Annotated in this window: 18 protein-coding genes; 6 read left to right on the top strand and 12 right to left on the bottom strand. The window is 67.6% G+C overall.

The genetic code is table 11. From position 1 onward, the window contains the following. Nucleotides 1-46 precede the first annotated feature (46 nt). Nucleotides 47-2479 (top strand): DEAD/DEAH box helicase, encoded by a 2433-nt coding sequence (locus AC1MCA_RS13965; RefSeq protein ID WP_479798283.1) that lies wholly within the window; start codon nt 47-49, stop codon nt 2477-2479. Here AC1MCA_RS13965 and AC1MCA_RS13960 read toward each other — a convergent pair. The 3 genes from AC1MCA_RS13960 to AC1MCA_RS13950 form a co-directional block, all read right to left on the bottom strand. Further along, the gene (locus AC1MCA_RS13960) at nt 2452-2811 is read right to left on the bottom strand and encodes an Rv3654c family TadE-like protein (RefSeq protein WP_479798281.1); all 360 of its coding nucleotides are present in this window, start codon (nt 2809-2811) and stop codon (nt 2452-2454) included. The genes AC1MCA_RS13965 and AC1MCA_RS13960 overlap by 28 nt on opposite strands. Further along, a complete protein-coding gene (locus AC1MCA_RS13955) occupies nt 2808-3245 on the bottom strand; it encodes a TadE family type IV pilus minor pilin (protein ID WP_479798275.1) in 438 nt (145 codons plus the stop codon). Before AC1MCA_RS13955 ends, AC1MCA_RS13960 begins: the two co-directional genes overlap by 4 nt. Nucleotides 3246-3403: 158 nt before the next feature. After that, nucleotides 3404-3784 carry a DUF4244 domain-containing protein gene (locus AC1MCA_RS13950; RefSeq protein ID WP_479798272.1) on the bottom strand — a complete coding sequence of 127 codons (381 nt, stop codon included), beginning with the start codon at nt 3782-3784 and terminating at the stop codon, nt 3404-3406. 298 nt (nt 3785-4082) lie between these two features. Here AC1MCA_RS13950 and AC1MCA_RS13945 point away from each other — a divergent pair, with 298 nt between their 5' ends. After that, complete coding sequence (locus AC1MCA_RS13945) at nt 4083-4493, top strand: hypothetical protein (RefSeq protein ID WP_479798270.1); 411 nt, start codon at nt 4083-4085, stop codon at nt 4491-4493. Nucleotides 4494-4616: 123 nt separating this feature from the next. Here the strand turns inward: AC1MCA_RS13945 and AC1MCA_RS13940 are convergent, their stop codons facing one another. From AC1MCA_RS13940 to ssd, 4 genes are read right to left on the bottom strand one after another with little or no spacing between them, the layout of a single operon-like run. Continuing rightward, a complete protein-coding gene (locus tag AC1MCA_RS13940; protein WP_479798267.1) occupies nt 4617-5246 on the bottom strand; it encodes a type II secretion system F family protein in 630 nt (209 codons plus the stop codon). Then, the gene (locus AC1MCA_RS13935; protein ID WP_479798263.1) at nt 5243-6196 is read right to left on the bottom strand and encodes a type II secretion system F family protein; all 954 of its coding nucleotides are present in this window, start codon (nt 6194-6196) and stop codon (nt 5243-5245) included. Before AC1MCA_RS13935 ends, AC1MCA_RS13940 begins: the two co-directional genes overlap by 4 nt. Continuing rightward, nucleotides 6193-7443 (bottom strand): TadA family conjugal transfer-associated ATPase, encoded by a 1251-nt coding sequence (locus AC1MCA_RS13930; RefSeq protein WP_479798259.1) that lies wholly within the window; start codon nt 7441-7443, stop codon nt 6193-6195. The genes AC1MCA_RS13935 and AC1MCA_RS13930 overlap by 4 nt, the downstream gene beginning before the upstream one ends. Further along, nucleotides 7440-8645 (bottom strand): septum site-determining protein Ssd, encoded by a 1206-nt coding sequence (ssd, locus tag AC1MCA_RS13925; protein ID WP_479798258.1) that lies wholly within the window; start codon nt 8643-8645, stop codon nt 7440-7442. The genes AC1MCA_RS13930 and ssd overlap by 4 nt, the downstream gene beginning before the upstream one ends. A gap of 104 nt (nt 8646-8749) precedes the next feature. Here ssd and AC1MCA_RS13920 point away from each other — a divergent pair, with 104 nt between their 5' ends. Further along, the gene (locus tag AC1MCA_RS13920; protein WP_479798255.1) at nt 8750-10465 is read left to right on the top strand and encodes a bifunctional 3'-5' exonuclease/DNA polymerase; all 1716 of its coding nucleotides are present in this window, start codon (nt 8750-8752) and stop codon (nt 10463-10465) included. Nucleotides 10466-10550: 85 nt separating this feature from the next. Beyond that, nucleotides 10551-10802: a YegP family protein gene (locus AC1MCA_RS13915; RefSeq protein ID WP_479798251.1), complete on the top strand. Its 252-nt coding sequence runs from the start codon at nt 10551-10553 to the stop codon at nt 10800-10802. Nucleotides 10803-10883: 81 nt separating this feature from the next. Here the strand turns inward: AC1MCA_RS13915 and AC1MCA_RS13910 are convergent, their stop codons facing one another. From AC1MCA_RS13910 to AC1MCA_RS13900, 3 genes are read right to left on the bottom strand one after another with little or no spacing between them, the layout of a single operon-like run. Then, entirely contained in the window at nt 10884-11561 is a 678-nt protein-coding gene (locus AC1MCA_RS13910) for an NUDIX hydrolase (RefSeq protein ID WP_479798247.1), read from the bottom strand. Continuing rightward, nucleotides 11558-12346 carry an endonuclease III gene (gene nth / locus AC1MCA_RS13905; RefSeq protein ID WP_479798244.1) on the bottom strand — a complete coding sequence of 263 codons (789 nt, stop codon included), beginning with the start codon at nt 12344-12346 and terminating at the stop codon, nt 11558-11560. The genes AC1MCA_RS13910 and nth overlap by 4 nt, the downstream gene beginning before the upstream one ends. An 8-nt stretch (nt 12347-12354) precedes the next feature. Continuing rightward, nucleotides 12355-13731 carry a hypothetical protein gene (locus AC1MCA_RS13900; RefSeq protein ID WP_479798239.1) on the bottom strand — a complete coding sequence of 459 codons (1377 nt, stop codon included), beginning with the start codon at nt 13729-13731 and terminating at the stop codon, nt 12355-12357. Nucleotides 13732-14047: 316 nt separating this feature from the next. Here AC1MCA_RS13900 and acs point away from each other — a divergent pair, with 316 nt between their 5' ends. Beyond that, the gene (gene acs, locus AC1MCA_RS13895) at nt 14048-16081 is read left to right on the top strand and encodes an acetate--CoA ligase (RefSeq protein ID WP_479798237.1); all 2034 of its coding nucleotides are present in this window, start codon (nt 14048-14050) and stop codon (nt 16079-16081) included. A gap of 179 nt (nt 16082-16260) precedes the next feature. Then, entirely contained in the window at nt 16261-17046 is a 786-nt protein-coding gene (locus AC1MCA_RS13890; protein WP_479798233.1) for a DeoR/GlpR family DNA-binding transcription regulator, read from the top strand. 36 nt (nt 17047-17082) lie between these two features. On the opposite strand, the gene AC1MCA_RS13885 is transcribed toward AC1MCA_RS13890, so the two are convergent. Together AC1MCA_RS13885 and AC1MCA_RS13880 are read right to left on the bottom strand one after the other, a co-directional pair. Beyond that, nucleotides 17083-18102 carry a LacI family DNA-binding transcriptional regulator gene (locus tag AC1MCA_RS13885; RefSeq protein ID WP_479798229.1) on the bottom strand — a complete coding sequence of 340 codons (1020 nt, stop codon included), beginning with the start codon at nt 18100-18102 and terminating at the stop codon, nt 17083-17085. Between the two features lie 14 nt (nt 18103-18116). After that, nucleotides 18117-19319, bottom strand: coding sequence for a Gfo/Idh/MocA family protein (locus AC1MCA_RS13880; protein ID WP_479798225.1), 1203 nt, complete (start codon nt 19317-19319; stop codon nt 18117-18119). Nucleotides 19320-19380: the final 61 nt, after the last annotated feature.

Here is a 19380-nt window from a genome sequence, read left to right as displayed (position 1 = left end):
CCTGCCGGCTGACCCGCGATTTTTCCTCGGGTGAAAGAATGTTGGGGTGAACCCCCATGACTCGCTGATTCCGTTGCTGGGCCGCGGCCCGGACCCGGAGCAGTTGCGTCATGTCCGGACCATTCCCGCCCGCAAGGCGGTCCACCAGCCGTGGCCGGACTGGGCCCACCCGGATTTGGTGTCCGCTTATGGCTCCCTGGGCATCCATGAGCCTTACCGGCACCAGATCCAGGCCGCGGACCTCGCCCACGGCGGTGAGCATGTAGTGATCGCCACCGGCACCGCCTCCGGAAAGTCCCTCGCCTACCAGCTGCCGGCTCTGGACGCCATCCACCGCTCTGAACTCCGGGTGTTGGCCGAACCCGGAAAGATCCACGACGACGGCGCCGTAACCCTTTATCTGTCGCCGACGAAGGCCCTGGCTGCTGACCAGCTTGCAGCGATCCGCTCCCTGAAGCTGCCCACTGTTCGAGCTGAGACGTACGACGGCGATACTGACCCTGCATCGCGCCGCTGGATCCGGGACCACGCCAACTTCATCCTGGCGAACCCGGACATGCTCCACTTCGGCATTCTTCCCAACCATGCTTGGTGGGCCGGCTTCTTCAGGCGGCTGCGGTACGTGATCGTGGATGAAGCCCACAGCTACCGCGGGGTCTTCGGCTCCCACGTAGCCAACCTGATGCGCAGGCTGCGCCGGATCTGCGCCTACTACGGTGCCGGGACCTCCCATCCCGGGCCGGTGTTCATCGCGGCGTCTGCCACTGCTTCGGAGCCCGCCACCTCCTTCGGGCGTCTGATCGGGGCACCTGTCCGGGCTGTCGCCGAGGACTCCTCACCGCACGGCTCCACCACCGTGGCTTTCTGGGAGCCGGCGCTCATGGATCTTAAGGGCGAGAACGGTGCGCCACAGCGGCGCACCGCCGTGGCGGAAACAGCCGATCTGCTGGCCAACCTGGTTTCGTCCCGGATCCGCACCATCGCCTTCATCAAGTCCAGGCGGGGTGCCGAAACGATCTCGTCCATCAGCAAACGCCTGCTGGACGAAGTGGACCCGAGCCTGCCGCAACGTGTTGCCGCCTACCGTTCCGGCTACCTGCCCGAGGAGCGCAGGGCTCTGGAGAAAGCGCTGAGGTCCGGCGAACTATTGGGCGTTTCCAGCACCTCCGCGCTGGAGCTGGGGATCGACATTTCCGGACTGGATGCGGTCCTGGTGGCGGGCTGGCCGGGAACCCGGGCTTCGCTGTTCCAGCAGATCGGCCGGGCCGGGCGGGCAGGCCAGGATGCCATCGCCGCTTTTGTGGCCAGCGATGATCCGCTGGACACGTATCTGGTGAACCACCCGGAGGCAATTTTCGACGTCTCGGTTGAGGCAACAGTGTTTGATCCTTCCAATCCGTATGTGCTGGGCCCGCATCTTTGTGCCGCCGCGGCCGAGCTGCCGCTTGGCGTGGGAGAACTCGGCCTTTTTGGCGGCACGGCCGAGAAGTTGCTGGGGCAGCTCGTGGACCAGGGCTATCTTCGCCGCCGGCCGGCCGGCTGGTTCTGGACGCATTCCCAGAGCGCTGCCGCGATGGTGAACCTGAGGGCAGACGGCGGCGGCCCGGTAAGCATCGTGGACGCCGATACCGGCTCCCTGCTGGGGACCATGGACTCACCGCAGACGCACTACCAGGCTCACACCGGGGCGGTCTACGTCCATCAGGGCGACAGCTACGTGGTGGAGGACCTGAACGAGGACGACCACTGTGTGGTGGTCCGCCGGGCGAACCCGGACTATTACACCACCGCCCGGGATGTAACGCAGATCGAGGTACTCGAAACGCAGCGGACGGCGCAGTGGGGCGACGTGGCCGTGCATTTTGGCGATGTGAAAGTGACAACGCAGGTGGTTTCCTTTCAGCGGAAGGCCATGATCTCGAACGAGATCCTGGGCGAGGAGCCGCTCGAACTCGGCGCCCGGGACCTGTTCACCAAGGCCGTCTGGTTTGTGGTGGAGAACCGTTCACTGACCGGCGCCGGACTCATCGAGGCGGAATTCCCGGGGGCCCTTCATGCCGCGGAACACGCAGCGATCGGCCTCCTGCCGCTGGTGGCCTCCAGCGACCGCTGGGACATCGGTGGAGTGTCCACGGCCATCCACGCCGACACAGGAGTTCCCACCATCTTTGTGTACGACGGGCACCCCGGCGGGGCCGGATTCGCCGAGCGCGGGTTCGATAAAGCCAAGGTGTGGCTGACCGCTACGCGGGACGCCATCAAAGCCTGTGAGTGTGAGTCGGGCTGCCCCTCCTGCGTCCAATCCCCTAAATGCGGAAACAAGAACAACCCGCTGGACAAGGCCGCGGCGATCACGCTCATTAACGTCCTGCTCAGGGATGCCAGCGAAGCACCTCCCCAGCATGCGGAACTTACGCCCCAGCACGACCGGGCGCTCAGTCCGGCTGCGGTTCAGGGCGGCGGACCGGCCCGGGCCTGACCGCTGGCGGGACCGAGCATCGTCCGCGCAATCAGCTGCGTCCGGACCTCGACAGTCTGGCCGGCACCCTCGCCGCAGCTGACGAGGGTGGCAGCGTGGCGGGCGGCCACCGCGGCCGCTACGGCACAGGGCTCCCCCGATGTGAGGCCCCGCAGGGCATCAGCAGCGGCGAGGGCGGCGAGGTCCGCTGCCGCGGCTGCCCTGCTTGCCATCACCGCAGACTGTGCCAGAAGCAGCATCAGGACCATGGCCATGATGACAACCAGCGCCAGTCCGGCAGCCAGGACGGTCCCCGATCCGCGCTCCGGGTGGTCCGGGCGCTGGCCGTTCACGTCCCCGCCTCCGCCAGGGGCTGGGTGAAAGACGCCCGCACCTTCTGTGAGTGTTCTGGCTGCGCTGAGAGCGCCGGAAATGACCCCGGCTCGAGCTTCGGAGTGGACGAGGCGGCCGGTGTTTCGCTGCGGGTGGTGGCCTTGGCCGTCAGCGTCCAGGGAACGGTTGCCCCCAACGGGCCAACCACCCCGTCGGCCACAGTGACGCTCAGCCACTCGCCGTCGGCCGTCACGGACACCGTAGCCGAGGTCCCGGCCAAGGTCCTGACGATCCCCTCGACTGCCGCCGGGTCCTCACCGCGTGCGAGCGCCCTTGCACCTGCGCGCGCCGCTTCCTCAAGCCGGAGCTGGGTGACACCGGCAGCGGCTCCGGCAAGCAGCAGCGCCAGAAGCAGCAGGACCGCCGGCAGCGCCACCGCGAACTCAGCCGTCACGGCGCCCCGGGCACTCCCCAGCCCCCGGCTGCCGTGCCCTGGCCAGCAAGGCCGGCTGGACCCGGTGGACCCGGTGGAGCGGCTGGAGCGGGCTACCGTAGCCAAGCCCGCCCCCGTGTTCTGGCGCGGCTCCGGGGGTGGCGCTGCCGGCGCCCGGCTCACGGCAGGGCCAGCGCCGTGCGGATGAGCGTGAGCAGGAACCCGCGTACTTCGTCGCTGCGGAGAATGAAGACCAGCAGGCCTGCGAATCCCACGGCGGCCAGGGTTGCGATGGCGTACTCCGCGGTTGCCATACCTGCCTCTGACCCCAGCAGCCAGCTGTTGCGGGTCCTGGTCCTGTCCGCCCGGGCTTGGAACTCCACCACGTTGCTGCCCTCTTCAGTGGTGGCCCAAGCTGTGCCGGCCGGGTCCGTGCCGGCTGAGCCGGTGCTGGTGGATCCCGTGCTGGTTGATCTATTGCCGGCTGATCCCGTACTGGTTGATCCATTGCCGGCTGATCCAGGGCCGGTTGATCCAGGGCCGGTTGATCGTGCGCTCATTGAATCTGCAGCAGTTACACCTGCGCTCGACAATGCAGTACTCAGTCCTCCGTTGGCTAGGTGTGATTCGGTATGGCACTCAATGCAATATCGGTTGACGGTGGTCATGGTGTTCCCCTCCTGTGTTCCGGCTGAGTTGCCGGCTGATCCGACTCTTCCCGGCTCGGCCAACGACAGTAAGGGCAGGCGGTGGGTAAGTGGAAAACTGCAGGAATGGAGGGGATGTGGAGGAAAAGTCGACGGCAAAGTCCGGCCAGGAATCACCGCTGATTCAGGGCACAGGAACTACGCTTTGGCCATGGGCGAGGACAACAGTACGGACCACGGGGACGAACGCACGCTTCTTGAAAGGCTGCAGGTCATCGGCCAGCAGGGGGAGGTGCTGGGGTTCATGCGGAACATGCGGCTCGAACAGCAACGCAGGGGCCCAGCCGAAAAAATCGCCCTGGTCAAGGGCCAGTATGAGCGTGAGCGGGCACAGATCCTTCAGCGGTTGGGCAAGACCGAGGATCCCCGCTGGTGGGCAGGCGCCACCGAACAGGATGTATTTGAGGTTTTCGGTGTCTCTTCAACATGGAAAGACGATTCTGAAGCGGCCGCCGAGGCCGACAGGCGTATCCGTCAAGCGATTCAGGCCAAGTACGGGGTCGATGCCCCGTCGCTCGATACGATGCCTCCCTGGGACGAAGACAGACGCGGAGGAAACTGACTTCGCTGGTAAGGGCCCGCAGCCCTTCGGACCCGTCGGGGACAAGGACTACCCCGAAGGCACCAGGAGCGCGGGGGGCACAAACTACTACCCGGGGGTACCAGGACCGCACGGGCTCACGTGCTACCCCGAGGGCACCAGTGCCAGGAGAACGGGGACTACGCCCCAACAGATGAAAGCCGGCAGCGAGCACAAACCCAACGGAATGACGAGCTTCACCCCCAGCGACGCCGCCCGCTTTTCAGCTGCGCGGAACCTTTCCCGGCGGAGCCTGGCTGCCTGCGCATAAAGGATGGCCGACGATGGCGCACCTGTCAGCGCAGCAAACCCCAACGCATCCCGCAACTCCAGGATCTCAGGAAACCGCACCTCGGAACTGCGCCAGGCCGTCTCCCAGTCAGCTCCAATGGCGAGCGCCGAAACCACCGGCCGCAGCGCCCGGCTGTAATCCGCTGATGCCGAGGCCGCCACCAGTTCCAGCGAGCGTCCGATCCCTGAGCCTGCGTCCAGCATCGCGGCTATGAGTTCCAGCATCATGGCTGGATCGTGCAAGCCGTGATGTCCGCCGCCGGGGCCGGCCGTGTCGCCTGCACCCTGCCCGTTCCAGGCCTGGCCCGTGCGCGCCTCGCGGCCTGGCTGACTGCCCAGTCCAAGCAGGCGCAGCCGCACGCGCACAGGCCCGGAAAAGGCCAGCCAGGCGGCGACGGCCAGAACAACGCTGAGAACCAGCCCGGGTAGAATCGCCGCCGTCACGCTGGCCCCGCCCCGGCGGCCCCGGCAGCCGAGCGGACCAGACGGGCGGACCAGGCTCTTCCGGCGACGGTCAGTGCCGCTCCCGCCGCGAAAGCCGCCATACCCAGCGGCGTCCCGATCAGGATGGACAGCGGATCGACGCCCAGGGCCATTCCCAGTCCCAGGCCCATCAGCGGAAGCCAGGTCAGGAGGGTGACTGTCGCTTTGGGCCCGGCAAGCGCCGTCTGCCGGGCGGCCTCGGCGTCGTCCTCGACTTCGAGTTGGGCGGCAAACCGCGTCAGGACATCGGCCAATGGACAGCCGCTGGCTTCGGCGATGTCAAAGCACGCAGCCAGCTCACACCAGATCCGGGATTCCCTGCCATCGTTGCGCGCGAAGGCCGGGTGCACGGAATTCCTGATCGCCGCTGACACCGGCGATCCCCGGTGGGCGGCTGCCCTGACGGCACCAAGCATCACCAATGAACCCGCGCTGAGGCTCGCGCCGGGGCGCCCAGGCGACCGCCGGCCGGAGACTCTGACTGCCCGGCCGCCGCGGTCCACGCGCACAGCGGCGGCACCGGAGATGCCGCCGGCACCGGCTTCAGCCCGGCCCGCGTGCACAAGCCACAGCTCATCCCACAGCCGTGCGGGGGTGCGCCCACCCTTCAACAGCGCGGCGAGCTGCTGGACCAAAAGTGTCAGGGAGAGGCCAGCCTGCTGCTGCCCTGACCTGTGCCCTGATCCGGGGCCGCCTGCGAAGAAACTTCCCACGCTGAAGCCACCCAAGCTGCCGCCGCCCAAACTGCTGCCGCCTCCCGAACCGGCCGGGACCAGCCCCAACCGGCCCCCGCCCGGGTAGCCTGCTTCGGTGGTACCCACTGCCCTGCGAAAACGGCCCGTTGCCCCGCCGGGCGGCCGGAAGAGCAGGACGGCGGCAAGCACCAGAACCGTGGCCAGCAGGACGCTCATACAACAGTGTCCACAACGGGGGACATTCCAAGCCGTCCGCACAACGGTTCCCAGCCGGGCCCGGTGGTGAGCCGCCCGCCTCCGCTTTCCAAAGCCGGCACCACGGAAAGCCCGCCGGGACCGTCCTGCAGCAGACCCACACACCCGACGTGCCGGCCGTTGCGGGACCTTTGCACATGGACCACCAGATCGAGGGCACTGGCTGCCTGCAGCCGGACGGCGTCCGGCCCCAGTCCGGCCAAGGCGCCCAGCGCAGTCAGCCGCGCCGGAACCGAGGTTGCCGCGTTCGCGTGGATGGTCCCGCCGCCCCCGGTGTGGCCGGTGTTCATGGCGGTCAGCAGTTCCCGGACCTCCGCCCCGCGGCATTCGCCCACCACCAGCCGGTCCGGGCGCATCCGCAGGGCCTGCCTGACAAGTTCACCCAAATCCACTTCGCCGCCTCCTTCCAGGTTTCCGTGGCGGGATTCCAGGGACACGATGTGCGGGTGGACGGGGTTCAGTTCCGAGGCATCCTCGATCAGGACGAGCCGTTCGGCCGGGGAACACAACCCCAGAAGGGTGGACAGCAGCGTGGTCTTGCCCGAGCCGGTGGCACCGCTGATGAGGAAGCTCAGCCGTTGCTCAACAACGCGCTCCAGAACATCCTGCATCACGCTCTCGAACATCCCGCCGGCGCGAAGTTCAGCCATGGAGAAGACCTGCTCCCGCCGGATCCGGACACTCAACAGCGTGCCCGCCGTTGAAATGGGCGGCAGCACGGCGTGGACACGGTAGCCGCCGTCGAGCCTGACATCAACGCAGGGTGACCCGTCATCCAGCCGCCGCCCGCCGGCTGCCACCAGCCGTGACGCCAAAGCCCGGACCTGCGCCTCACCCGAAAACGAAACCCCTGCCGGTTCGATACCCCTGCCCCGGTCGATCCAGACCGAGTCCGGGGCGTTGACGAAGATGTCCGTGACCTGCACGTCCCTGGTCAGTTCCTGGAGCGGGCCGAGCCCGTTCAGCTCCGCACTGATACGTTCCACGGCGGCGAGGGACCCGGCGGTCCCCAGCAGCCTCCCGGTGGCCTGCACGGCCGCCGCAACGCGGGAGGGTGTGACAGGTCCGGCGTCGGACATCACGGATTCCCGGACGGTCTCCAGCAGTGCAGCGTCCAGGACCCGGGGATCCAGCACACGGGCCTGGCGGCGGCGCTGGCCCGTGAGGTGGCCGGCGGACGGCGGCGGGAGAGGCTGCCGCGTACTCACTGCAGCTCACCTGCGGGTATTTCTTCGTCGAACAGGTCAAGCACCGCAGCGGCAAAATGCCTGACGCTGCGCCGCTTGCCCAGCTCCAGGAGCCGCCCGTTCTCGGCGGCCGCAACCACACCGCGCAGCTCCGGAACGCGGCCCTGGACCGGAAGCCCGACGGCGCCGGCGATCAGCCCGCTGTCCAAGGCCGCACCGGCCTTGCCCCGCACCAGGAGGGCCGCTTCAATGGGCGGAAGTTCCTGCAGGAGCCGCGCCGTTGCCACCGCAGCCTTCAGTTGCGCCGGAACCACCACCAGGATGCGGTCGCAGTCCCAGGCGAAAGTGTGCACAGGCTCGGCACCGCGGCCGATGTCCACCACCACCAGCTCATAGCCCCGCCGTGCAGCGTCCAGCACGCCTCCGGTGGTGGTGGCGTCGACGGGCGCCGGGCGGTCGCGGCTGCCGGGCCAGGACAGGAACGAAAACCCTCCGGCGACGGGCAGGGAATCGGCGAGCTGCGCGGCGTCGATGCTGCCGCTCGCATCCGCAAGGTCAGGCCAGCGCAGCCCGGGAGTCTCCTCAGCGGCCAGGGCGAGTTCCAGGCCGCCGCCCCACGGGTCGCCGTCCACCAGCAGTACGCGCACGCCCAGTCCGGCCGCGGCCTGGGCGATCCAGATGGCAGCGGTGGTGGCCCCTGCTCCCCCGCAGCCTCCTGTTATGCCAAGCACAAGCCCGCCGGCCTCAGGCGAACGGGACCTGCTCAGGTGCTCGGCCAGCCAGGCCGCGGCATCAGGAAGCACCGCCACGCGCTCGGCACCAAGGGCTGCGGCCAGATGCCAGAGGCTGTCCCCTTCACCGTTCAGGCCCACCAACACCGCCGGCGACTTCCGACGCGGCGGCAGTTCACGGATATCGCTCCCCACGAGCACTGCGGCGGCGGAGTCCCAGTATTTGGCGGCCTCGCCCACATCCTCCACCACGCGCAGATGTCCACCGGCGGCCGCGACGATCTGCTCCACTTCGCCCTGGAGTACGGCGTATCCGGTCACCAGCAGCACCTCCGCGGCCGCGTGGTCCGGCAGCCACGCGGCGGCCGCCTGTCCGGCTGGAGAAGGACCTGCTGCCGCGTCCCGCCCAGGCGGGCGGGCCAGCCCGTGTGGACGCGCCAGCCCGGAAAGTGGCCACTCGGACGGGGATGGCTGTTGCTGGTGCCTGCTCATGGAGCAACTCTCCACCGCGGCCGGCGGCAGAAAACAGGGGGCAACCACCCCATGTGGATAACCTCCGCACAGGAGTGTCGCTGCCACAGGGCAGAATTGGACCTATGTATCTGCTGCTCGCTGCCCACTCCAACGGCGCAGCCCTCCAGCAGCTGACGCAAGCCGGCGCTCCGCACCCGGACCGCCCCGAACCGAGGCTGATCAGCACCGGTGAGCTGGCCGGCGTCGTACGCCAGTTGGAAAACCGGCCGCGCGAGGCATCGCCGCGCTGGATCTGGCACCGTACCCAGGACTGGTACCCCGCACTGCTGGCGGCAGGAGTGGAGCTGGAACGCTGCTACGACCTGGGCCTGAGCAGCAATATCCTGGCCTATTCACAATTCACGGCCCACACCGAGTACGCCATGAATGCGGAGAAGGTCACGCTGGACGATCCCCTGCATCCGCCCCGTTCCCTCCAGCCGCCGCCCCCGCCGGCAGACCAGGGAGCGCTCTTTGAATCCCCCGCGCGCGGGTCAGCGCCGCGCCTCACCCTGGCCGATCTGCGCAGCGAATATGCCGCTCAGCAGGCTGCCATCGCCTCCGTCGCCCTGGAAGAGAACAAAAGGAAACGTCTCCAGCTCCTGCTGGCCGCAGAATCGGCGGGCGCCTTGATCGCCGCTGAAATGCAGCACACCGGCGTCCCCTGGCGTGAGGACCTGCATGAGCAGATCCTCGCCGAACACCTCGGCCCACGCCCGCCATCGGGTCACCGCCCCGCAAAGCTGGAGGCGCTGAACACGGAACTGAAGGACCTGCTGAATTCACCCGGGCTGAACCCCGATTCGCCGCAGGAACTGATGCGCGCCCTGCACCGCAACGGCATCGAGGTGAAGAGCACGCGGCAGTGGGAGCTGAAGGAATCCAGTCATCCGGCCATCGAACCGCTCCTCGCCTATAAGAAACTGTCCCGCCTGCACACCGCAAACGGCTGGGCCTGGCTGGATGCCTGGGTGACGGACGGCCGCTTCCAGCCCGAGTATGTGGTGGGCGGGGTGGTGTCCGGGCGCTGGGCTTCCCGCGGCGGCGGCGCCCTGCAGATCCCGCGCCAGATCCGCGGCGCCGTCCACGCGGCTCCGGGCCACAAACTCATCGTCGCGGACGCTTCCCAGCTGGAACCACGGGTTCTGGTGGCCCTGGCGCAGGACTCGAAAATGGCCGAGGCCGCGCGGGATAAGGACCTGTATGCGGGCATCGCAGCGCAGGGATTCGGCGGCGACCGCGCCAAGGCAAAGGTGGCCCTTCTGGGCGCGATCTACGGTGCCACCACCGGGGAATCCGGGCGGCTCATGCCGCAGCTGGCGAAGACCTACCTGCGCGCCGTCGGCTTCGTGGAGCAGGCCGCACGCGAGGGCGAAGCCGGCGGCACCGTCACCACCCGCCTCGGGCGGAGCAGCCCGCCGCCGTCGGAACACTGGTTCCGGAGCCAGCAGTCGGCGTCGGCCGAGGAACAGCGCCGGGCCGAAGCGATCGCCCGCTCCCGGGGCCGTTTCACCCGCAACTTTGTGGTGCAGGGCTCGGCCGCTGACTGGGCGGCGTGCTGGCTGGCGGATTTACGACGGCGGCTGCGCGCCCTGCGTGCCGAGCGTTCCGTTCAGGCGGAGCTGGTCTTTTTCCTCCACGATGAGGTCATGGTTCACGCCCCGGAGGCCGGGGTTGCGGCCTGCGTCCGCGCCATCGAGGAGGCCGCCAGTGCCGCGAAGGAACTCCTGTTCGGGCCCATCCCTGTGGAGTTCCCGGTCAGTGTTGCCGTGGTGGACTCCTATGACAACGCGAAGTAACGAGTACTCAGTTAGTCCGGCGTAACCTACCCGCAAGTAGCTGGCCGAGCCGTTGTGGGCGACGTTACAGTCAGGGAAGCGACTGATGCAGACGGTTCAGCTACACATGCAAAGACGCATAAAAGGGGAGGTCCGGCAGATGGCGGGCAAATTCGAAATTCACCGCGTAAGCAACGGGTGCTACCGGCTCAGGCTTACTGACTCGCACGGGAACACTATTGCAGTGTCACCCGATTACAAACACCTCAGCGCAGTGAAGGAAGGCATCAAAGCATTGCGCGAAAATGCGGCCACCGGCATCGTTGTGGATCTTCGCCAGCCGCCGCAGGCCAGCTGAGCCACGCCGTCGGGTTGGCCGCGGAGTGCGGGCCGGCCGGGCGCCGGCAGCTGACGCCGGCAGGCCCGGCTCAAAGCCCGGTCAGAAAGCAACCCGGTGGACGCGGGTCCGGTCCCACGGGACGGCCCAGCCCAGCTGTTCGAAGAGCCCGTCCAGAATAATTCCGGTGAATCCCCACACGAGCACGCCCTGGACCGCAAAGCCGGGGCTGCTGAACGTTCTGCCCTCCCTGCTCACCGTAGCGGTCACCCGGTTGGCCGGGTCCAGCAGGTCGCGGACCGGGACCCGGAACACCTGCGCCGATTCGCCGTAGTCAACCACGCGGACGGGCGACGGCGAGGCCCACCATCCCAGAACGGGCGTCACCAGGAAGTTACTCCGGGCGAGCCCGAGCTCCTGGAGAGTGCCCAGAACCTCCACCCCTGCCGAGTCCAGGCCGGTCTCCTCCTCAGCTTCCCGCAGGGCGGCGGCAACCGGGGTCTCGTCCGGGTCGATGCCTCCGCCTGGGAAGGCGACCTGGCCCGGATGGGAGCCCAGTGTGTGGGCACGCTCCAGCAGGAGGACATCAAGATCGGCTGCGGCAAGGGGTTCACCGGAAGCCGCCGGGATATCGTCCAGCACACCGAACAGCATGAGGACCGCGGCCCGGCGGGCGATGGCCTCGTCCACGGTCAGCGCCGCCCAGAGGGTGTTGGGGGCCGTGACATCCCCGTTGTCCGATCGTTGCACCAGCCGGATCAGGTCCTGGCGGGCGCTCACGGGGCCCGCCTCTGGGATTCCATCCGGATTTCCGCGGCGCGGTGGGTTTCGGCGAGCAACCGCTCCAGAAGGGGTTCACTGCCGGGCGCCAGCTCATACTTCAGCAGCTTCGCGGCCTTCACCGGATCGGTCTCCCCGAGCCCGTAGCTGGGGCACCAGTTGGCCACCGGACACGCACCACACGCCGGCTTGCGGGAATGGCACACCCGCCGGCCGTGGAACACCACGCGATGGGACAGCATGGTCCAGTCCCTGGGTTCAAACAGTTCAGCCACATCGAATTCGATCTGGACAGGGTCCTCGGACGCGGTCCAGCCGAAGCGCCGTGCCAGCCTGCCGAAGTGGGTGTCCACCGTAATCCCGGGGACACCGAAAGCGTTGCCCAGAACCACGTTGGCGGTCTTGCGTCCCACCCCGGGCAAGGTCACCAGATCCTCAAGCCTGCCGGGAACCGCGCCGTCGTACTCGTCCACCAGGCGCGTGGCCAGGGCCACCAGGTTCCTGGTTTTGGCCCGGAAGAAGCCGGTGGGCTTGATGATGGCTTCGAGTTCGGCCGTGTCAGCTTCTGCCATGTGCCGGGCATCCGGGAAACGCGAAAACAGGAGCGGAGTGATCGCATTGACCGTGACGTCCGTGGTCTGGGCGGACAGGACCGTGGCGACCAGGAGCTCGAATGGGTTCCGGAAATCAAGTTCCGCGTGCGCGTAAGGGTACTTCTCCGCCAACACCCGGTTGATTCGCCGCGCCCGGCGCTTGAGCGCCAGCAGGGACTCGGATGTGGCCACCCGGGACGCTAGCCGCGCTCGATGTTGCTGAGGTCGCGGAGCACGCCTACCCGGCCGTCGGTGTGCTGGACGAGGAATTCGTGGCCCCGATCCTCCAGCGCCAGTACCCAGCCGCCCGGTTCAATGACGAAGGAAGGGGCACCCGTGCGCGGGTCCACGGCCGTACGGTGCTGGGCCACGGCGAACCAGAACGCCTCGTGCGCGGGCTGGTCATCGGTCTCTTCCGGCCGGCTGGCAGGGTCCACGGTGGCACCGATCGGCTCCACGTTCCGTACCTGCTGGGGCGCCACCTGCTGGTGCACCGCCGTCGCGGCGGGTTCCGAAGCCGCCTGCCGGGCGGAGGCAGCGGCGGGCGCCAGGCCGTCGTCGTGGCTCCGGCGGGCGTCGTGGGTCAGATCCTCGCGGCTCGACCCGGCGGGCGCAGCTGCTCCGCTGGAAGCGCCCGACGCGCCGGCGGCCGTCCCGGCAGCAGCCGCAGCAGCCACCGGGATGTCACCGGCCATGGTCTCCTGGGCGGGCGCCGGCTCGGGGGCCTGCCGTGCGGCGGGCGATGCTGCGGCGGGCGCCGGGGACGGTGAAGGCACGACGTCGGATGCCTGGGTTGCGAGGCTGGGATCGCCGGCGGTGGTCCATTCCTTGACCTCCGGGGCGGACGAGACCACTGCCGGGGCCGCGGACGCGGCTGTTGCCTTGGTGGACCCGCCGGCCGGGGCGCTGGCCGGGGTTACAGAGGTCCGCGAGTCGGCGGAAATACCCGTGCGGGGAGCATCGTCCGCGGCAGGCTTGGCTTCCTTGGGAGAGTGAGGCCTTGGCAACGGAGCTGCGGCGTCGCGAGCCACCACGTGGGACGGGGTCTCGTCGCGGCCCAGGAAGTCTCCGGCGAAGAACGGAATGAAACGGCTCAGCACGGTAGCGGTGAACAGCACAACCGAACCGATCAGGCCAACCAGCAGGCTGGGGACATACGCGGCGGCCGCGGAGACGAAGAAGAAGGCCAGCGCGAAGGAGGCCACCACGGACGCGAACTGGTCAACGGACAGGGATCCGATCCGGACCTTCGTGGCGGGGGCGAGCCGGCGGGCTACGAACAGGGCCGTCACAATCATCGGCAGCACGATCCCAAGTCCCAGGAAGAACAGACTGCCCGCGTTCCAGAGGTTGAACCGGCCGAAGAAGACCGGCAGCAGGGAGGCCACCAGCAGAATCAGGGTGGCTGCGAAAACCGCCAGGTCACGCAATGTGAACAGGCCCAGGACGGCCTGGTTGGTGGTGCCGGCCTTGCCCTCCTGCTTCCGCGGGCCCGTTGTTGCGCCATTGCCGGAGGCAGTATCGGAACTGCCTTCCGCTGCATGGCCAACCTTTTGGCCGAAGCTTTGCTCGTTCATTTTGTTCTCCTTAGCGTGGCTCCGTGGAAGTCACAATTCTTTTCTCAGCCTAGCCAAGGACATGGCTGATCACTAGCTGATCGGCGGCGGCCGGCCCGCGGCGCCGGGGCTCCGGTAACCATTCACCGCTAAATAAATGCCGCTCAGGGCACAGGTGTGACACCGCACACACATGGACAGCCCCGAAGTATTAGGGTGGATTCCGGAACAGCTCTTCGCGGATTGTCCGTGACGGGGTGTGGCCGCCGCGCACGTGGCGGGCACGGTCCGGTGACGGCAGAGCCGCCGTAAAGATCGATGAATGATGAGGTTCACCATGTCCCAGAACAGCTCCGCTGTCACTGCTCCCGCCGCCACCCTGCAGGGTGACGCTTTTGAAAACCTGCTACAGGAAAACCGCGCTTTTGCCCCAACCCCGGAATTCGCTGCCGACGCCGTCGTCACCGCAGCCGATTACGCTGAGGCTGAGGCTGACCGCCCGGCTTTTTGGGCCCGGCAGGCGAGGGAACTGCTGACCTGGAACAAGGATTTTGACCAGACCCTTGACTGGTCCAACCCGCCGTTCGCCAAGTGGTTCGTCGGCGGGGAGGTCAACGCTGCCTACAACGCCCTGGACCGGCACGTGGAGAACGGTCTCGGAGACCGGGTGGCCATCTACTTCGAGGGCGAACCCGGCGACACCCGCACCTACACCTACGCCCAGCTCACCGAAGAGGTGAAGAAGGCCGCGAACGCGTTCGAATCCCTCGGCGTGGCCAAAGGCGACCGGGTGGCCGTCTACCTGCCGATGATCCCGGAAGCTGTCATCACGCTGCTGGCCTGCGCCCGGATCGGCGCGGTGCACTCCGTGGTGTTCGGCGGGTTCTCCGCCGAGGCCCTCCGGTCCCGGATCGATGACGCCGAGGCCAAGCTCGTGGTCACCGCCGACGGCACCTACCGCCGCGGCAAGCCCAGCTCCCTGAAGACCGCCGTGGACGATGCGCTCTCGCACGTGGGCGACGGCAGCGGCCACACGGTCCAGAACGTTGTGGTGGTCAAGCGCAACGGCCAGCACGTGGACTGGCACGAGGGCCGGGACCACTGGTGGGACGACACCGTCGGGCAGGCAGCCGCCGAGCACACCGCCGTCGGGCATGACTCCGAGCACCCGCTGTTCATCCTCTACACCTCCGGGACCACGGGAAAGCCCAAGGGCATCCTGCACACCACCGGCGGCTACCTCACCCAGGGCGCCTACACCCACAAGGCAGTCTTTGACCTGCACCCCGAGACGGACGTCTACTGGTGCACGGCCGACGTCGGCTGGGTCACCGGCCACTCCTACGTCGCCTACGCCCCGCTCATCAACGGTGCCACCCAGGTCATGTACGAGGGAACCCCGGATTCCCCGCACCAGGGCCGCTGGTGGGAGATCATCGAGAAGTACAAGGTCTCCATCCTGTACACCGCCCCCACCGCGATCCGGACCTTCATGAAGTGGGGACGGGAGATCCCGGATAAGTACGATCTGTCCTCGATCCGGGTCCTGGGTTCAGTGGGCGAATCCATCAATCCCGAGGCCTGGATGTGGTACCGGAACGTCATCGGTGCCAACGCGGGCAAGAACGGCGAGAAGAAGGAACACCCCGCCCCGATCGTGGACACCTGGTGGCAGACCGAAACGGGCGCGCAGATGATCGCGCCGCTGCCCGGCGTGACCGCCACCAAACCCGGGTCCGCCCAGACACCGCTGCCCGGCATCGCCGTGGACGTGGTGGATGAAATGGGCGAGTCCGTGCCGAACGGCCACGGCGGGTTCCTGGTCATCCGCGAGCCGTGGCCGGCCATGCTCCGCGGTATCTGGGGCGATTCGGAGCGGTTCAAGGAAACCTACTGGTCCCGCTTCGAGACCATGTACTTCGCCGGCGACGGCGCCAAAAAGGACGAGGACGGCGATATCTGGCTCCTGGGCCGGGTGGATGACGTCATGAACGTCTCCGGCCACCGGCTCTCCACCACGGAGATCGAATCGGCCCTGGTCTCCCACCCCACGGTCGCCGAAGCCGCAGTGGTCGGTGCCGCGGACGAAACCACAGGGCAGGCCGTCGTCGCGTTCGTCATCCTCCGCGGCGACGCCGTGGACACCGGCGACGCCATCATCACCGAGCTCCGCAACCACGTCGCCAAGGAAATCGGGCCCATCGCCAAACCGAAGACCATCCTCGTGGTCCCGGAACTCCCGAAGACCCGGTCCGGCAAGATCATGCGCCGCCTCCTCAAGGACGTCGCCGAAGGACGCGACCCCGGCGACGCCACCACCCTGGCCGACAACACCGTCATGGCCCAGATCGCGGCGTCACTGCGGAAGTAGTAGGTCCGCGACCCGTCGCTTCTCCGACAGGGAAGGTCGGTCATCCTCCGCGTGCTGCTCGTACCTCGCTTTGACGCACGCTTCCGGATAACCGACCTTCCCTGTCTATTGCCCATCTCCCGTTGAGTGCGCCCTAGACTTGTGGCAGTTCTGTCCCCTGTCTTAAGGATTTCCTTCCGATGCTTCCCGCTGCACGACATCAAGCCATTGTTGAGGCTGTCCAGCGGGAGCGGGTGGTCCGGGTCTCGGACCTGGCGCAGCAGTTGGGCGTTTCCTTGATGACAGTGCGCCGCGACATTGAGCTGCTGGAGGAAGGCGGCCGGCTGGAGCGGATTCATGGCGGCGCTAAACTTCCTGGCGATGCGAGCACTCATGAGCCCGGTTTTGAACTCAAGTCCACCCAGCTGACCGCGGAGAAACGGGCCATCGCGCTCGAGGCGGCCGTGCTGGTCCAGGAGGGCATGGCGGTGGGCCTCAGCGCGGGAACCACCACCTGGGCCCTCGCCAAGGAACTGGTCAACGGTCCGCGGATCACCGTGGTGACCAACTCCGTGCGCATCGCCGACCTTTTCCACCACGGCGCGTCGGCAGGCTCAGCCCGTTACGCATCCACGGTGATCCTGATCGGCGGCGAGCGCACGCCGTCGGACGCCCTGGTGGGACCCATCGCGACGGCGGCGCTGAAGCAGCTGCACCTGGACGTGCTGTTCCTGGGCGTGCACGGAATGGATTCTGAGGCGGGGTTCACCACGCCCAACCTGCTGGAGGCCGAAACGGACCGGGCGTTCGTGGCCGCAGCCCGTAAAACGGTGGTCCTCGCCGATCACAGCAAGTGGGGCACGCTGGGCATCAGCACCATCGCCGCCCTGGACGAGGCTGACGAGGTCATCAGCGATTCGGGCCTCAACGCCGAGGCACGGCGGATCCTGGGCGAACGGACCGGCAGGCTCCGGATCGCAGGTTAGCGCCGAACAGCGACGCGCGGTTCAGCAGCCCCTGGTTCAGGGGCAGCCGCAGGACTGGCGGATGTGCAGTTTCGTGGGAAAGATCCGGTGGCGCGGTTTTTCGCCGCGGCCGGCGCCCACCAACGCAGCCACGGCGGCCTCGGCCATGTCGGCCACAGGCTGCTCAACCGTAGTCAGCGGCGGCCACGCGTATTCGGCTTCCAGGGAGCCGTCAAAGGATGCGACGGCGATCTCACCGGGCACGGCGAGGCCGGCTTCGTGGACCGCGCGCAGGAGGCCGATCGCCTGCATGTCCGAGCTGGCGAAGATCGCCGTGGGCCGGTTGACGGACGCGAGCAGGCGCTGCCCGGCGCTGTAGCCGCCGGGCCGGGTGAAGTCGCTGTAGGCGATGGGGCCTTCCGGCAGTCCCGCGGCCTGCAACGCCTCCCGCCAGCCCAGTTCACGCCCGTCAGTGCTGCTGGAAACGTTGGTGCCCATGGCCAGGCCGATGTTGGTATGGCCGTGCCCGATCAGGTGCTCCACGGCCATGCGGGCGCCGGCGGCAAGGTCCACGCCGATGCTGTTGAACCCCGGGGCGTCGCGCTCCTGGTTCAGCAGGACCGAAGGAATGTCCGCCGTTTCCAGGGACTCCAGATCGGGTTCGAAAAGGACGCTGGCCAGCAGCACACCATCCACCTGCCGGGCGGCCAGGTTGCGGATGTTGCGCCGCTCCTTGGCCAGGTTTCCGTCCGAGTTGCTCAGCACCAAGGCGTAACCCAGTTCCGCGGCCGCGTCCTCCACTGCGTGGGCAAAAAAGGAGAAGAAGGGGTTGCTGTTGTCGGGGATGACCAGGCCAATGGTCTCGCTGGACCCGAGCTTGAGGGCCCGGGCTGCCGCGTTGGGGCGGTAGCCCAGGACGCGGATGGCGTCCTGGACCTTCGCTTCGGTGGCCGGCGCCACCTTCTTGGGCCCGCCGTTCACCACATAACTGACGACGGCGGTGCTGACGCCGGCGTACCGGGCAACATCCTTGCGGGTCACCGGGCCGCGCGGGGCCTGCACTACGGGAGTCGTCATGGTGTCCATGCTAGCTAGCGGTTCGCGGGGGCGTCGCCAAAGTCGCGGATCGGCAGCCGCTCCCCGCCCCGGATCGCGGACGCGTGCGCCACGATGCCGGGCAACGTGAACCTGGCGGCAACCCAGGCGTTGACCGGGGGCAGCGTGCCGGTGTTGACCGCCGTGACGAAGTCGTCCACCAGGAAGTGGTGGCTGCCCTCGTGTCCGTTGGGCGCGCCGAGGAATTCCGCCGGCAACCGTTCCGCGTCATGGACGGGAGAGAGCCCGGAAACGAAGGCGTCCCTCAGCTCCGGTGCCACGTTGGCCAGCGACGGGTCATCCAGGGACATGCTGGGCCGGGTTTCGAACTGTTCGGAGATGTCATGGACGTTTTCCTTGTCCTGCCAGACGGTGACTTTGGCGAGCTGCTCAAAGCTGGCCTCCGTTCCGAAAAACCTGAACCGTGACTCCCGGATGTGTGACGGATAGCCCACCCGGCGCATCTCGTTCGTGCGCATCACGCCGCCGTCGTTGAGCTCAAAGAGGGCAGTGGCATTGGAGAAATCGTTGCCGAACATGCTGACGTCCTTGTCGAACACACCATCGTCCCGGTCATCCTTGACGCCGACGCAACTAACGCTGACAGCGTGGGCGCGAAGGGCACCCAGCACTCCACCCACCGCGTGGGTTGGATACAGCATGGGCGGGTAGCTGGCCGTTTCCTTCCAACGGTCACCGCCGCTGTACTGGTAGGCGTCGTAGAAGCCCAGGTCCATGTCGTGGACGTAATCGCCCTCGGTGTAGAAGATCCGGCCGAACTTTCCGGCGGCGAGCTGCTTGCGCGCATAGACCGTGGCGGGGTTGTAGTAACTGGTCTCCCCCATCATGTAGACCAGCCCGGTCTCCCGGACGGCGTCGATGATGCGGGCGATTTCCTCCTCGGAGACAGCCATGGGTACAGCCGAGTAGACGTGTTTGCCGGCGCGGAGGGCCTGCTCCACCAGCGGGCCGTGCGTCCAGCGCTGGGTGAAGATGGCAACGGCGTCCACGTCGGAGGCCAGGAGCTCCTCGAAGCTCGTCTTTGATCCGGCCAGGTGGTAGCGCTCCACCGCCTCCGCCGCACGTTCCGGCAGCTCATCCACCACGTACACGGCACTGACGCCGGGGTGGAGATTGAAGAGGTGGGCGAACTGGCCGCCGAACTGGCCAACTCCTACTACGCCGAGCGAAAACGTCATTGTCTCTCTTTCCGTGGGGCTGGGGGATCACGCCGGCTCTGGCAACCGGAGCCGGGCAAGC

The organism is Arthrobacter sp. BK1 (genome assembly GCF_056680055.1).
This window is presented reverse-complemented; position numbering and strand designations above follow the sequence as displayed.

Excerpts from the sequence above, each read along its gene's own strand:
- AC1MCA_RS13950 (WP_479798272.1), bottom strand. The coding sequence starts at position 3,784 with ATGAGCGCACGATCAACCGGCCCTGGATCAACCGGCCCTGGATCAGCC.
- AC1MCA_RS13945 (WP_479798270.1), top strand. The coding sequence starts at position 4,083 with ATGGGCGAGGACAACAGTACGGACCACGGGGACGAACGCACGCTTCTT.
- AC1MCA_RS13935 (WP_479798263.1), bottom strand. The coding sequence starts at position 6,196 with ATGAGCGTCCTGCTGGCCACGGTTCTGGTGCTTGCCGCCGTCCTGCTC.
- ssd (WP_479798258.1), bottom strand. The coding sequence starts at position 8,645 with ATGAGCAGGCACCAGCAACAGCCATCCCCGTCCGAGTGGCCACTTTCC.
- AC1MCA_RS13920 (WP_479798255.1), top strand. The coding sequence starts at position 8,750 with ATGTATCTGCTGCTCGCTGCCCACTCCAACGGCGCAGCCCTCCAGCAG.
- AC1MCA_RS13915 (WP_479798251.1), top strand. The coding sequence starts at position 10,551 with ATGCAGACGGTTCAGCTACACATGCAAAGACGCATAAAAGGGGAGGTC.
- AC1MCA_RS13900 (WP_479798239.1), bottom strand. The coding sequence starts at position 13,731 with ATGAACGAGCAAAGCTTCGGCCAAAAGGTTGGCCATGCAGCGGAAGGC.
- acs (WP_479798237.1), top strand. The coding sequence starts at position 14,048 with ATGTCCCAGAACAGCTCCGCTGTCACTGCTCCCGCCGCCACCCTGCAG.
- AC1MCA_RS13890 (WP_479798233.1), top strand. The coding sequence starts at position 16,261 with ATGCTTCCCGCTGCACGACATCAAGCCATTGTTGAGGCTGTCCAGCGG.
- AC1MCA_RS13885 (WP_479798229.1), bottom strand. The coding sequence starts at position 18,102 with ATGACGACTCCCGTAGTGCAGGCCCCGCGCGGCCCGGTGACCCGCAAG.
- AC1MCA_RS13880 (WP_479798225.1), bottom strand. The coding sequence starts at position 19,319 with ATGACGTTTTCGCTCGGCGTAGTAGGAGTTGGCCAGTTCGGCGGCCAG.